8 protein-coding genes are annotated in these 15392 nt (G+C 42.8%); all 8 read right to left on the bottom strand.

Annotation, left to right across the window (positions count from 1 at the left end):
- Positions 1–94: 94 nt before the first annotated feature.
- Positions 95–1297 carry a methionine adenosyltransferase gene (metK, locus tag MHB71_RS28130; RefSeq protein WP_074092510.1) on the bottom strand — a complete coding sequence of 401 codons (1203 nt, stop codon included), beginning with the start codon at positions 1295–1297 and terminating at the stop codon, positions 95–97.
- Between the two features lie 255 nt (positions 1298–1552).
- On the bottom strand, positions 1553–1825 hold the full coding sequence (locus MHB71_RS28125) for an alpha/beta-type small acid-soluble spore protein (RefSeq protein ID WP_017691962.1): 273 nt from the start codon (positions 1823–1825) through the stop codon (positions 1553–1555).
- A gap of 148 nt (positions 1826–1973) precedes the next feature.
- Positions 1974–2540 (bottom strand): hypothetical protein, encoded by a 567-nt coding sequence (locus tag MHB71_RS28120; protein ID WP_340028252.1) that lies wholly within the window; start codon positions 2538–2540, stop codon positions 1974–1976.
- A 140-nt stretch (positions 2541–2680) separates the two neighbouring features.
- On the bottom strand, positions 2681–5278 hold the full coding sequence (locus tag MHB71_RS28115) for a hypothetical protein (RefSeq protein WP_340028251.1): 2598 nt from the start codon (positions 5276–5278) through the stop codon (positions 2681–2683).
- A gap of 126 nt (positions 5279–5404) precedes the next feature.
- The gene (locus tag MHB71_RS28110) at positions 5405–8674 is read right to left on the bottom strand and encodes an S-layer homology domain-containing protein (protein WP_340028250.1); all 3270 of its coding nucleotides are present in this window, start codon (positions 8672–8674) and stop codon (positions 5405–5407) included.
- Between the two features lie 586 nt (positions 8675–9260).
- Positions 9261–9602, bottom strand: coding sequence for a hypothetical protein (locus tag MHB71_RS28105; protein WP_076332560.1), 342 nt, complete (start codon positions 9600–9602; stop codon positions 9261–9263).
- Between the two features lie 204 nt (positions 9603–9806).
- Entirely contained in the window at positions 9807–13763 is a 3957-nt protein-coding gene (locus tag MHB71_RS28100) for an S-layer homology domain-containing protein (protein ID WP_340028249.1), read from the bottom strand.
- Positions 13764–13927: 164 nt separating this feature from the next.
- Positions 13928–15055 (bottom strand): MraY family glycosyltransferase, encoded by a 1128-nt coding sequence (locus MHB71_RS28095; protein ID WP_036667762.1) that lies wholly within the window; start codon positions 15053–15055, stop codon positions 13928–13930.
- Between the last annotated feature and the right edge of the window lie 337 nt (positions 15056–15392).

The following is a 15392-nucleotide window of genomic DNA, read 5'->3' as shown; positions in this document are numbered from 1 at the left end:
GTATGGTGTTTTATTTTGTAAAAAGATGCAAAAAGCCCCTGATTCCACAACGGAATCAAGGGCTTCATTTGATAATCCACTTACTTTTAGCTAATTACAGACCTGCTTGAGTTTTCAAAAGGTCTACTTTATCCACTTGCTCCCAAGGTACGTCCAGGTCTGTACGGCCGAAGTGACCGTAAGCAGCGGTTTGTTTGTAGATTGGGCGACGCAGATCCAGCATACGAATGATGCCAGCCGGACGAAGATCGAAGTTGTTACGCACAAGCTCAACCAATTTCTCTTCGCTGACTTTGCCTGTTCCGTATGTATCCACATTGATCGATACCGGGTTGGCTACACCAATCGCGTAAGCGAGCTGGATTTCCAATTTGTCTGCAAGACCTGCAGCAACAAGGTTTTTCGCTACGTAACGAGCTGCATATGCTGCGGAGCGGTCTACTTTTGTTGGATCTTTACCGGAGAACGCACCACCGCCGTGACGTGCATAACCGCCGTAGGTATCTACGATGATTTTACGTCCAGTAAGGCCTGCATCTCCCTGAGGTCCGCCAATAACGAAACGTCCTGTTGGGTTGATGAAATATTTAGTCTGCTCATCCAGCAATTCAGCTGGAACGACAGGCAAGATTACGTGTTCTTTGATGTCTTTTTGGATCTGCGCAAGTAGAGTCTCTTCAGCATGCTGAGTAGACACAACGATTGTATCTACACGTACCGGCTTGTCACCGTCGTATTCAATCGTTACTTGCGTTTTACCATCCGGACGAAGATATTCCAGTGTACCGTTCTTACGCACTTCCGCCAGACGGCGTGCGATACGGTGGGATAATGCAATTGGTAAAGGCATGAGTTCAGGTGTTTCGTTCGTTGCAAAACCGAACATTAGACCTTGGTCACCTGCACCAATGTTTTCTGTTTCACGAGCGACTTGTTCCGGGTCACGGTTCTCAAGCGCTGCGTTCACGCCTTGGGCAATATCAGCGGACTGCTCATTCAGAGAAGTCAGAACTGCACAAGTGTTATAATCAAAACCGAACTGGGCATTGGTGTACCCAATTTCCTTAATTGTATTACGAACGATGGACGGAATGTCCACATATTCAGACGCTGAGCTAATCTCACCGATAACAAGCACAAGGCCTGTGGCTACAGAAACTTCGCACGCTACACGAGCATTAGGATCATTCAACAGGAACGCGTCCAAAACGGCGTCTGAGATCTGATCGCAGATTTTATCCGGATGTCCTTCGGTTACAGACTCCGATGTAAATAGATGCCGGCCTTTAACAGACATGAAGTTTCAACCTCCCATAACTAATAGTATGGCGATTGCCCGAACAAAACATGACAGCGATTCGTTCACTGTACCCTCGAAGCTTTCCAAAATGGAATAAGGACCCAGGGTCCGCAGTTACGAAGATAAGGATTTTTCAGGTAATTGCCTCAAACGAAAATCAACCTTTCCCTAGTGGAAAAGGTTGCATACCTCAAGTGCCATCTTAACGTATTTGTCAAGACGTGTCAAACGAAATGGGGTAAGGAAAATGCCCTATAAGTGCTGCTCTGCCTGACGAATTAGCCTTTTTGTGATCTCTCCACCAACGGATCCATTCTCGCGGGAAGTCAGATGTCCCCACCCTTTGTATTGCCCATAAGAGTGATCACTCACTTCACCCAGTTCAGATCCAAATTCTGTATCCGCACCAGCCAAACCTCTGCCACCATAACCCACATTGAGACCAAACTCTGCAGCAATCTCATACTTCATCTGATCCAGCATTTGACGACTTTCGGGTACCACTTTGCGATTGCTTCTAGCCATGGTTCCTGCACCTCCATTAATTGATTGTCAACAGTTATAGAGTGAGCAGGAACAAGGCTGGCTAGCCGTATTAATGTTTGTTAGAACTGGGTAATCTGAGCAAATGAAATGTATAACTAATGAATAATTCCTTTAACAGCTACAAATCCTATTTCAGAGTATATCCACCACGAACCATTACAGTCAGGCTATACTTGTTTCCTTCCAAGACGGCGATCCCCCGTCCATCCCTTGGAAAAGAGAGCAGGTGATTGGTCGGCGCTGCCTGTCCATTCGTCAGATCAATCCCATCCGTCAGATCAGCTACACCATTCGTACCCTCACTGACGATCACAGCTTTACCGCTACGTACAATGAACTCCGCGCCAGACTTGCCGATCAGCTGTTGACCCGGCTTCACCGTTACGATCTCAACGGCATCAGAAGCGCCTGAAACTAGTGGAGGAAGTGAAGTGTCTCCACCTGTGCTACCTGAGTTCCCGGATCCCGTAGAACCGGAGTTACTACCAGATGAGTTGCCAGAACCAGTGCTAACGCCACCACCTAATGCTTTCTGAATCTGCTGGTCTACATAACTCTTAGTTACAACCGGATCGTCTGCTGTTCCTGGCTGACTTGTACCAGCACCGATGGCTGTATTGCTGTATACCGACCCAACCCACACGCCAACACCAATCGCGAGCGCTGCAAGGGATACTTTCATATAAGGTTTCATGTGAATCATTTTCCTCCTCTGGTAATCTATTAACTTTAACTATAGAGAAAAAATAGGGATGCGACAAGCAAAACCTCGTTTCCGTTAAGGTGGAAACGAGGTTTTGTGTACAAATCTAATGATTATTCGAATATGTGCATTTATCTCAAATCAACAGGCTCTTCCTTCGGAAGTTTGGTCAGGTCATATCCGTAGCTTTGCTCTGCAAGACGAATACGTTGTCCCTGGAACTGATCATCTACGCTTAAGCGATACGAACCACCACGCAACTTCTCGAAGAAGCTATCTTCTATGCTCCAGCTCAGTGTCTGGTTGGTTCCCACTTTCAGATCGGTTCCCAAAGTCAGCTCTTTCTCATATGATTTACCTGCTTGGTCCGTCATTGTAAGGATTAACTTGTGCTCGTTCTCACCCATCTCAATCTCTTCATTACGGGATAAGCTGTAATTCATCTCGATCTGTACAGACGAGCTGCCTGCCAGATATGCTCTCACACTGTTGGCAGTCCAGGAGTAAGGATAGAGATTAATATTAGTCAGCGTGCCTTGAACACTAATGGAAGTTGGCGGCACTTCAAATGCCAGAGCATTCACATAAGCAGTCGCTTCTCCTTCACCCGTTACAAACTTGCTGTCTGCAATACCTTCACCCACAATTAGACGCAGGTCAGAGAAGGTAACGGACTTCGGAATCTTAGCCCAGAACGTAACAATCGACTTCTGACCCGGTCCAGGCAGTCGCTCTGCTTGCTTCGCTGTTGCTCTGTAATACTGGCCATCCGATGTTTTGAAGTAACCTACCAGTTTACCGAGACCACTTTGACGCAGTGATTTGTTCGTCATTTCGAATTCGGTATATACGATGTCAGATGACGTTCCCGGATAACGAATCGTTCTCCGCACACCCATTTCGGTCTCTTTATCAGCAGTACCCAAAGTATATGTCTTACCGCTTCCAACATAAGATACCGGTGGAATTAATCCAGACGTATTCAATGTAATCCACTCATTCGTTTCTTCTTCACTAACTTTCTCGTTCAGACTAAGTTCGAGACGCGAAATACGTAATTCAGAAGGAATCTTGGTCAACAGGTAAGCCTCAGTTGTCATGCCGGCTCCAAGAAGCTTGCCACTTTGTGTGTAGATTAACTTCTTGTCTCCTTCAATCTCAGCAGAATCAATCATAAACATCGCTTCAAGTTCAGGAAGTTGAACTGTTTTGTTACCTGCATTACGAATGGTCACTTTTGCGGCAATAATATCACTATCAAGCCAAGGCAAACGCTGTAACGATCCAAAAGACACACCAAATGTACCTTTGTTATTTTTAACGACAGTTTCGGTCGTCAATCCATCTCCACTGGATACCGATTCAGGAATCGCATAGACACCCACAGGATAGGAGAAAACAAATCCATTCGTTGGAGCAGAGGTTGTCGATTCTGTGCTCTCATTTTTGTCTACCGGACTCATTACATACAGCTTGATTTTGCTTGTATCACCATCACCCTGAAGGGTTACACTGAGCTTAATTGTCTTGATATCGCCGGGGTTCAACTTCAATGTATCCAGAGCTTTGGTTTCGATCGGATATACTGTTCCGTCTGTATTCCGTACCTCGAAGGTATATGTTGGCACCTTAATGGCTTTCTTGCCTTCATTCTTGAGTTTCATTTGAAGGTTAAGACTATACTCACCATCTTCGATCCGGACTTTGGCAGATTCAAGCAATGTCGATAATCGTTGTCCTTCAACAGAAATGATGTTTGGTTGATTGGCGGCGACTTCTACATTCGTTTTGCTAGCCTCTGGCAATTGCAATGCAGCAACAGGCAGAACACTTTTCTCTTCACCCTGTTCCTCTACAAGCAACAGCTCAGACTTTTGCAGCTTCACTGACGTAGGGAGAGATGCCATCAGATTAAGGGCCTTATTAGCTTGAGCCTGAATGCTGACACTCGTGCTGTCTTTATCCGGAGTTAAAGGATAGTTCGTACCACTTGGCGTACGCAAAATCCATTTGATATTTGGATTTTCAAGCAATTTATAACTGATATTGTTTAAATTCACGCCAATTTTCACATACTGTTTCTTATCTTCACCTGGAAACACTTTAATGCCAGATACTTTCACCTTCACCGCAGAGTCGCTTAGACGAACCGTCTTTGGTTTACCTACAGGTGTAGTAATGCTATAGGATGCGGGGACGTTAAACTTACCCAGCGTACGTTCATAGTTAGCTTGACTGAAATCCCATTTCACGATGAGGAAGTTCAGATCACTGAGTTTTACCTCGCGACCCACTTTCATGACATAGGTCAGGTCAACTGTTGATCCAGGCGCGACTGTTTTCTTTTCCTGATCTTTTGCGATCAGTTTAGGCGAGAACGATGTTCCACCCTTGGTTTTCACTTTGCTCCAGTAATCGAGCATCATCATTGGGGTGCTGTCATTGTTCTTATAAGACAATGTATACGTAACCACATTACCATCATCCTGTGCCAAGATATTTACATCTGTTAATCTTACGGAACTTCGTGCTGTCACTTTAACAGCCGATAGGTTACCGAGTGTATGTACAACCTTTTTCGTGGTTGATGTCGTTTTCTTCGATGTACTGCTATTTGAACTGGTGGCAGACGTTTTATTGGTTGTGCTCGCTGCCATGGCAATGCCAGCCGTTGAACTAATCAACATTGCACTCGCGAGCAAGCTCACAAACATTTTCTTTTGATCCACTTCCAAACCTCCCATAAGTTGCTTGGTGCTATTATAGTATAAACGTTTGGGAAGGGGAGAAAGTTACGATGTTGTTAAACAAAAAAAAGCAAGCTAGGATAACCTAGCTTGCTTTAAAACTAATAATTAGTTTTTAGTTACTGTAACAGCACCAGCATCAGCAGGAACAATTACATCAAATGTTTGAGTTGTAGTAGCTGCACCTTTAGTGATAGTTGCAGTAATAACGTTTGTTACATCTGGAGTTGCAGTTGCTGGTCTAACTGCAGTGTATGTGTTACCAGTTACACCTGTTCCACTCCAAGCAATTGTAGTTCCGTTAGTACCTGTTGGAAGAGCGATTGTAGCAGCAGCTGTAGGATCAGTAACAGACAAAGTAAGAGCAGCTTTTTCTGCAGCTACAGCTGTTTGATCAGCAGTTGCTGTAGCTGTTTCAGCCAATTCAGCACTCATACCGTCGAATGCAGCAACAGAGTTACCAGCATTGTCAGTGATGATATTGTTCTCTTTAACAGAAACTTTATAAGCAGTAGCATCTGTACGAGTTGCAAGATCATTAACAGTTACAGTTACTCTGTTTGCATTAGCGCCTGTTCCAATGGCAACTTTAAAGTCACCATTAGCAGCTTTCAATTCTTCGTTGTCACTATTGCGGTTAATAGTGAATGCACCAGCAGCAAGATCATCAGAAGCGGATTTAACTGGCTCAGAGAATACAACTACAAATTGATTATTGCTATTAGCTACTTTCTCGAAAGCATAAGAATCATTTGCTTTCTCGACAACTGGTTTCACAGAGTCAGTGAAGTTAGCTGCATTTGTAACTGTTCCTGATGTACCTGCTGCACCAACATTACCAGCATTAGTTGTCAGAAGTGGATAACTAACAGTCAAGTTAAGGTCGCTACCATCTGTTTTCAGATCAGAAGCAAATTTAACTGTTACTGTAGAAGTTCCATTAACTTCAATGCTTGATACAGCTGGATTATTTTGTGCGTTAACGATTGCTTGGCTAGAGGAATAATTGTTGATTCCGCTGTTAAATTTGAGTTTAACAGTTCTTCTGTCAACCAATTCTGCTTTTCCTTCCAAAGCAATAGAAGTGTTAGCATTCAACAGAACTTGGTTGGCAGCTCCACCTTGAGTGAATTCTTTAAGAACAATACCTGTGTTGCTCTTAACAGCCAATACAGTCAAAGAGTTGAAGTTTGTTTGAGTTGCAGAACCTGTACCTGCAGCCAAAGCTACAGTTTTACCATTCAAGCTCTCTGCGAATTTGATTGAAACCGCTGAACCATCTTGGAATGGAGTGATTTCCGCAATTGCAGGAGTCAAAGATTGGGTTTGGCTATCGATGCTAACCAAGTAGTTAGAATAGTTAGTCAAACTTTCGATATCCATAGTTTTGTCAAATTTAACAACTACACGACGATCGTTAGTATTAACTGTTTTGGATTCCATGATTGGAGCAGCTTTATCAGCCAAGTTCACTTTACCAGTGTAATCCAAGATTGTGTTTTGCAATTTAGTGTCATCTTTCACGTTTTGGATCGTGAATGTGTTGTCTCCAACAGACAAATTAGTGTACAGTTTCACGCGAACAACTTTAGTGTCAAGAGTGTCACGAGTTGCGCTTTGTACTGTAACTGTTTTTCCGTCTTTATCTTTTACAGTGTAGTTAGTGCTCAATTGCGCACTAGCTGCATCCACTGATTTCGAGAAAGTTACTTTGATTGTTTTAGCGTCTTCAGCAGTTACAGAAGCAACTTCTGGACGAACTTGATCAATTACTGGAGTTACAACAACAGATGTATCTGCAGCAATTTGGTTTCCGGAGTAATCTTTCACGCCTTCAACGAAGATCGAAACTGAACCTGTTGGAAGGGATCTGTTAACACCGAAAGTGAACTGCCATTTGTTATCAGCAAGTTGCTTTTTGCTTACTGCTGTAATTTTGTTAGTACCAGATTTCCAGTAAACTTTAGCAGCATCAATTGTATCTACATCTACATCTTCAGAGAAAGTAACTGTTACACTTTCCAAAGTTGCAGTTGCTTCAGCAATTGTAGGAGCAGTAGTATCTTCTACAACTTTGATGTCATGAGTAGAAGCCAAAGATACGAAGTCAGCGAAGTCTTTAACGCCGCTTACTGTAAGTTTGTGATCACCAACAGCCAATGAAGTTGTGCTGTATGGAGTCAATACAACTGTTCTGTAGTTATTGCTTACAGTTACTTTACCGAAGTACTCTTTGCCATCCAAAGTGAAGTTGGATTGAGCAACGTTTTTAACTGGCTCGCTGAATACTACTTTAACAGATTTAGTTCCCAGAGATTGTACGGATGTAACTTCTGGAAGAACGTTATCTACTGCTGTGAATTCAACGTTAGTAGCGCTAACTGTAGCTGTTCCAGCTTTTACGTTGGAAACAGTTACTGCATCAACACGGTTGTTAGTCAATGCGCTGTCTTTCAAGAGCAATGTTGCAGAAGTTTGATCGTCGGAAAGTGTTACACTATCAACCACTTTACCAGATCTCAGAGTGTAGTTAACTACGTTCTCTGCGGAATCTTTATCAACTTTACCGTCAAATTTGATTACTACTTCTTTGAGGTTAGTTGCAGTTGCACTTTGTACTTTAGTAGCTGTAGTTACTACATAAGTAACTTTCTCAGTGAACTCTTTATCTTTGTAAGTGAATTTCACTTCAGTTTCTTTGTTAGCTTCAAGAGCTTTATCCAAAGTTACTTTTACAGTTTCGCCGTCGCTGATTTTGAACTCAACTACTTTACCAGCTTCAGTTACTGTGTAAGATTCTACTTTCAAGCTTTGAGCTTGATCGATAGAGTAAGCTGCACCTACCAACAATTCGCGGGAAGCGTTGCCGCTGAAGTTAGCGTTAGCGTCGATCAGACCTGCGTTGATCGCTGCTTGAACATAACCTTTAGCCCATGCTGCTGCATTGTTGTTAGTTTCAGTTGGGATTTCAAGATCAAGTGCACGAGTCAAGATTGTAGCCATTTCAGCTACTGTCACTTTACCGTTGAAGTCAAAGATTTTTTTCTCTACGTTTTTACCTTCCATGATACCCGCAGCAGTTACTGCTTCGATGTAAGGTACAGCCCAGTTTTTAGCTGTGTAGTTTTTGTCTGTGTAAGAAAGAGTTCCAGTGATCTCTTTCAGACCAAGCAATTTAGTGATAACTTTTGCGAACTCAGCGCGAGTCATCTCTTTGTCCAGACCAGCTGTGCCATCTGGGTAACCATTGAAGATACCTTTTGCTTTCAATGCATCAAACTGTTGTTGTGGTGTTACTGCTGTGTCACCGAATGCTACAGATGCAAACATTGAGAATGCCATTGCTGTAGACAGTGCTACGGATAAAATTTTCTTCATAACCTTTTTGTCTCCTCCTTGGGCGTTCATAACATTGGAATTTTCTTTAATAGGGTCGCTCGTATTCCTCATTCTATTGTCGCACCCCCTTTCCAGAGTTATGAGCAAGTTAATATAAATGATGTCTGTGAGCATATCACAGAAACTTGTAAACAGGAATAAATGATAGAATCATACGTAAATAGAGTAGTTTCCTAATCCTACCTTACGTATTATACAATGGGTCTCTCGTGCCGTAAAGCAATTTTTTCTAATAAATAGACAAGATTCTTCACGAGGTCATTCTTGGTAAGTTGCCCAATGTTTTCGACTCTACATCTTAAACGCAGCAGATTTCAAAAAGTTGCGGATTCCTCAAAAAAAGTTTTGAATTTGTTTATGTATTGGTGCAGTGCGGGTCTTTAACGGGTTCAAAACCTTTAATGCAGTTGTATTTATGACGTTTCCTCCGTAATCACCCTGTGTAAGGAATGATGTGGACGTTTATTTATACCCGTTATTTTCCACAATGAAGCGACAAATTCTACAAAATTGAAAATAAAAAAGAGGGCCCTCAAGGCCCTCTTCTTGGATCAGTGACTATGACTTAGCGGATCTTCATCGCTAGCTCAATAATCTGAGCACGCATATTCGGATCACTGTTCAATCTCAGATACATATCATCAATTGGTTGTCTGTTCTCCCGGTATGTCTTCTCATGCTTCATCGTGGTGTGAGACCATTCAATCAATTCATTCTCGGCCAGAACCAGACTGTTATACGCATCATGGAAGCCAGTGGACTGTACAAGTCCTTCCATGACTTCCTGAGAGATCTCCTCTGTCTTACGTGTATCTTCCAACTTTTTCTCCAGAATGACTGCCTGCTTCTCAAACTGTGTCTTTGCCTTCATGTAGCCCAGTTGGGCTCTCGAATAAATCGGTTTCATTAGCTAACTTCACCCTCTAGATCATTGTGTATTTACCGTTATTGTATCTTAATCTCTAGCAAATTACAAAAATAGTTATTGGTAAAAAACAGATTTCTTCTATTATAAATGAATTCTATATAAGCTCTTCTACAGTCATAAAAAGAACCCATCCCTTTAGTAAAAGGGACAGGTCCTTCCTAAAATTATTTCAACTATGCTAGATTAGCTCAATGTTTTAGGGAATAACTTCGTGCTCTTCTTAAGCAATTCTACAGCAATCTTGGCTGCTTCTGCACGAGTCATATTCCCTTTTGGATTGAATTGGAATTGCGTTTTGGTTGCACCTGGAATATTTACAGGGCTTCCTTCCATGATTTTTGCTTTGGTAACCGCCACAATGGCTGGTCGTGCATAGAAATCGATAGATGTTGAATCCAGGAACGATTTGGCCAAAGTAGCCGTCAGCTTACTGTCATTGGCTGCAAGCTTGGCATTCATCGCCCGTGCAATCATAACCGCTGCTTGCTCCCGTGTAACCGGCTGATCCGGTCCAAAGAAGCCATCGCTAAGTCCTTGAACAATACCTGCGCGTGCTGCTGTTTCAATCGCTTCATACGTCCAACGATCCGATTTGGTGTTCTCGGAAACGTCTGTGAAGGTTGTTTTACTTGGTTTAACCAGTTGAATGTCCATACCTTTGACAAGCAAAGTGGCAAATTCACCACGTGTTGTCTGATCATCCGCACCAAATGCATTGGTTCTGAGCGGATTCATAATTCCTTTGGAATACATTGCATTCAGCAAGTTCCGTGCCCATGGATGATTCGTGATATCCGGGTAGCTTTGACTTTGCTTCATAACTTTATAATAACCAAATTCATCAAACGGCACCGTAATGGTGTGACTCTTCGTATCCACTGCACCACCTATGGAAACCCATTTACCTACATTAGAGTCATCAGAGTAACGATATACCGTAATCGTAGACCCTACATCGTCAACAATGGATGGATCATAGCTCAGTGTTAACGTTCCGCGCTGGGATGGGGTCAGAATACGCTCTTGAGCATATCTAGTAAACTCTCCATCAATGGAATACGGCGTGATTCCGTTCGTTCCTGCTTTGTATCCGTTCGTACCACGATCCCCCAGTTCACCCAGACCTCCGTTGATCCAGTAAATATCAGATACTTGAGTAAAGTTGGCTGTATTGATCACCGAGGCGAAGAAGCTCGACAACTCGGTAGGAATACGGATTACGCTGGCACCATTGGTACTTCTGTCATCTGCATTAACCCCGATAACATTACCGTAGTCATTCTTCCGTTCTACAACCCCATCTTTTGGATCAGTGATACCAAACAACAGTTTATTGTCTGGATAGAACTTCACCATGCCACTTGTTGTTGTCGATTGCAGTACCGTTCCTTTCGGGAATGAAAGCACCACATTTTTGTTGAACACGGTGTACTTGTTGGCTACCTTAGGAGCCATGAATTGTGAATCAATCGCGATCGCACCTGTATAATACACATTGACTGTATCGTTGATCGTGCCGCCCTCGCGTATAATCTGAATCTTGATTGCATTATTTTTATCTGCTTTGAGTCCTACATAATCCAATACAAAACGGTTATTCATGTCAGTACGTTTAACTGCAGGCTCTTTACCAATTAATACTTGGGATGCTCCCTCAGCTTCAATATCGAAACGAACAAAGTTTTTGTTCACAACGATGTTGTTACCTACCGTAGGTTGTGGAGACAAAATACGGTAAGACGAAGGTTCACGTACAATCTCAAGACGTTGTGTCGTTCTCGCACCTGTGCTGTTGATGAGTTCGAGTGTGTACACATGTGTTCCTGGTACATCAAACTTAAGATTCTGAATCCGTGCAAGGAAAAGATCGCTATTACCTGTAATATCATAGCTTGGCAACCCAGCTGTAGCTGGTTGATTCACTTCAAAAATCGTTGTACTTGTGAGCTCTTTAGTGAAAATTTTATCAGAACCGAAGTAGACATTCACAATATCAGCGCCACCGCCATTAATGACGAGATCATAATTCTCTTCACTTGTTACATACTTGTCTTCTTTGAAAGCAAATTCAGGTGTAACCGAGAAAATGCGCTTCATCTCATCATCTTCATATTGCGTGATTGGTTTGTTGATAAACTGCTGACGTGAGTCCTTAGGAATCAGCGTAGGCATGAATGATGTCACTGTTGATTGATTCTGGTCAATGACATTGATCTTCAACGTAGTCGAGATCGTGATTGGGAGTTTGTTCGCATCCTCGTCCGTAGCACGGATCAGAATGGTGTTCTCACCATAGACAATCGGTCCTGATTTCAAGACCGGAAGGTCCACACTGAACGTTCCATCCTCTTTTTTCGGGAATGCTGTTGTTGTTGTGAATTTTTTACCATTTACAAGTATTTCCGCGACAAAGTTATCACCGCCTAGGGTTTTAAAACCAATGAAACGACCTTTTAACGTAAGCTTATCCGTACTGCTCTTGGAGTTAAAAGTGTAGGTTTGTCCGTTTTGAAGACTTTCCACATAAATAGAGCTCGCTGTTACATAAGAAATTTTCACAATCTTAGGCAAGTTTGTCGGACTACCATAGTAAAAGCGTACTTGTTGGTCTCCACCAAGAAAACCGGAGACTTTATAGATTTTTTGGTTATTTTTCAGTTTCATCGCATCAACAGTATCGACAGGGTCAATTGTAAGCTTTGTAGTACCTGTTGGTAAATATTCACCCACAAGCGTTGCAGTGCTCGTAATGGGCTCACTGGATTCTACCATAATGAAGAAATCATTTTTTTGAAGTTTCGTACCGTCAAGCTTTGTTTGTGAATCGACAGCTGTACCTGCAACATAGTCAGGCAGGAAGTAGATTTCAGAAATATCCTGTGAACCAGCCGAGTAGGTATAACTTGCATTGTAGCCTGCACTGAAGTTACCGTATGCAAGGCGGATACGCAACGTTTGATTTTTTTTCGGATCATTTCCATCTACCTCAAGATTGTAAGGCGTTTTAACCTGGAATTTAACCAATCGGTATTCAATCGTTACACCATCTGCCCCTGTAATCAGTATTTCATCAGCAGGTGTTGTTTCAATTTCAAAATTTGTTGGTTGTGTCAGGTTCCCGTTTGATAATGTAATCTGGCCGTTCGTTGCACTAAAGGGATTAGGGCTAGCTGAATACGGAAGCAGGACCTGTCCGGTTAACGTTGCTGTTGTTTGGGTTGTACCCGTAAATACCGGATTACTGTCGAGAATAGATTTATTCTGGCCCCCCAATTGTACCTTCAAATCTGTGAATGGTTGGTCTTTATCAAAGTAGTAAATCGAACGTTCAGTTTCAATGGCATTGGATGCACTTGAAATTTTGAACTTCAGATTATTCAGTCCTGCTTTTAATGCTAGCTGTGGCAAGAAGAATGACCCATCTTGCAGCATGGAGGCATTGATTTCATCCCCGCCGTTCACTTTAACACTTACAAGTGTAGAGTTCTGTACTTTACCTTGAATGGACACACGTTGTGTATCTACAACCGTATTGGAACCCTCATTCAGGTTATAAGACTTGTTGCCACCTGTAGCGGAACTGTCCGTAAACACTTGGAAGCTCTCTATAAATGGAGCCTGATCGTACAATACATAGAATGTATCTGACCGTTCAACTGATCCCTGGTTACCAGAGAAAGTAACTCGGTTGAATCCCGGGAACAGATTCAGGTTATTGGCTGTGAATTTGTTATTACCACTTGGATCAGCAGTAACAGCCGTTGTGATTGATTTAGTGGAGTCCGGTACCCATTTGCTATCGTCGCCGTCAGTCACCAAATTTAGTTGTTCAACCTTAACCTTCAAGCTCGTATTGGATACAAATGCATATGAACCTGAAATTGTAATTGCTGAAGTTGAGGTTGTATATGCATTCGAACGTGTCAAGAAAGCCTTGGTTGCATCTGGAACTATAGATAGAGCAGCGGTCTCCCGCAATGTTCTAAGATCTGGCGTAAAATATGTGGTATAAGCATTAGATCCAACCGGATCACCGTCTGCAGCCGAAGCAACAGCCCCACCGAATAGACCTTGTGGGAACAATGAGAACACCATGGTGACCAACATGATCCAGACCAACGGCCGTTTCTTTTGTTGCATTACGTATCATCTCTCCTCTTTTAAGTCAGTTACCTTTATATATCGGCAAAAGGTTCCAATTATTTAGTAAAAATCTCAAAATAAACAAAAAACCTTATCCACTAGGGATAAGGTTGGGTCTGGAATAATATTCAAGAATAGCTGTAACCATTACATTTATCTATTTATGATTTCGAACGAGTCTCCGGATTCAACTTGACGCGCATGCGCATCAGGAAGTTAATAACCGGTCTTCTCGTTTTGCTAACAAGCCCGATGACTTCTGCTCCCACCTGGAGGAAGAACATCATGATACAGATGACCACGAATGTTACCCAGTTCGCTTCGAACATAGCAGCGGAAGATTGGATAATCGCCAGAACTCCGAAGAATGCGGCAATTCCATAAATGATCAGCACCGTCTGACGGTGACTGAATCCAAGTTCACGCAAGCAGTGATGCAGGTGACCTTTGTCCGGTGCGAAAATCGGTTTCCGCTGTACCGCACGACGAATAATCGCGAAGAAGGTATCCGAGAGCGGCACACCGATAATGATCAGCGGTGTAATAAAGGACACGATAGCAATTTGTTTGAATCCCAGCATGGACAGCATCGCCAGAGAGAAACCAAGGAATAGTGATCCGGTATCCCCCATGAAGATCTTGGCCGGGTGGAAGTTGAAGAAGAGGAATCCGATAATACTACCCAGCAACACAAGGCACATCAAGGCAATCATCATGTTACCCATCAGGAAGGACATCACGGCAATGGTACCAATTGCAATACCAGATACACCGGCTGCCAGACCATCCAGACCATCAATCAGGTTAATCGCATTGGTTACACCAACGATCCAGAAGATCGTCAGCGGAATGGATACCCAAGCTTCGAGTGAAGAGTAGGAATCCTGAAACGGAATGTTAACGAAATCTACCCGGATATTAAATCCAAATACAACGACAGAAGCAGCAACGATCTGACCAAGCAACTTCACTTTGGCCGATAGTTCAAACCGATCATCAAGTGCGCCGATCAGCACGATAATTGTTCCACCAATCAGAAACGCGCTGACAAAACTCATATCACGAGTCGTGAACCATGCCGATACAAACGGAAGCAATGCAGCAACTGTAATAATAAAGGCCAGGAATATCCCCAGACCACCAAGACGTGGCATGATCCGTGTGTGTACTTTACGTGCATTCGGCGTATCCATTGCGCCAATGCGGACTGCGAACTTTTTGACAAGTGGTGTCAGGGCAAGAGCCAGTCCCATTGACACGATAAATCCAATGATAAAGATCGCTACCATTTGAACATTCGACCCCCAATTATAATACCTGTACGAAATTATAAATCCCCTGATCTCTTTTTATATATAAAAAATTATTGTTAGTCACTTTTGATGAAAAATCTTGTTACACGATAACGGAGAGTGCAAGGAAAACCTAGAGAAGTGTAACGTTCGCATTTATCACCGGATTTCATCCTTTAAAAAAGGATAAAAAGAAATCTGGGGATAACGGCGATCGACAGGTTGCCTTGCAATCGTAGTGCCAAGTGTAACGCTTCTGTTTTCATGGAGTGGCGCACATGTAATCCGGAATGAATTATACGCTCATCACACCCGAAAAGCCATCCTCAATTTC

Source organism: Paenibacillus sp. FSL H7-0940 (assembly GCF_037979415.1).
Lineage (GTDB): Bacteria > Bacillota > Bacilli > Paenibacillales > Paenibacillaceae > Paenibacillus > Paenibacillus amylolyticus.
This window is presented reverse-complemented; position numbering and strand designations above follow the sequence as displayed.

Bases quoted from the DNA above. Each gene is read 5' to 3' on its own strand.
- metK (WP_074092510.1), bottom strand. From the start codon at position 1,297: ATGTCTGTTAAAGGCCGGCATCTATTTACATCGGAGTCTGTAACCGAA.
- MHB71_RS28125 (WP_017691962.1), bottom strand. From the start codon at position 1,825: ATGGCTAGAAGCAATCGCAAAGTGGTACCCGAAAGTCGTCAAATGCTG.
- MHB71_RS28120 (WP_340028252.1), bottom strand. From the start codon at position 2,540: ATGAAACCTTATATGAAAGTATCCCTTGCAGCGCTCGCGATTGGTGTT.
- MHB71_RS28110 (WP_340028250.1), bottom strand. From the start codon at position 8,674: ATGAAGAAAATTTTATCCGTAGCACTGTCTACAGCAATGGCATTCTCA.
- MHB71_RS28105 (WP_076332560.1), bottom strand. From the start codon at position 9,602: ATGAAACCGATTTATTCGAGAGCCCAACTGGGCTACATGAAGGCAAAG.
- MHB71_RS28100 (WP_340028249.1), bottom strand. From the start codon at position 13,763: ATGCAACAAAAGAAACGGCCGTTGGTCTGGATCATGTTGGTCACCATG.
- MHB71_RS28095 (WP_036667762.1), bottom strand. From the start codon at position 15,055: ATGGTAGCGATCTTTATCATTGGATTTATCGTGTCAATGGGACTGGCT.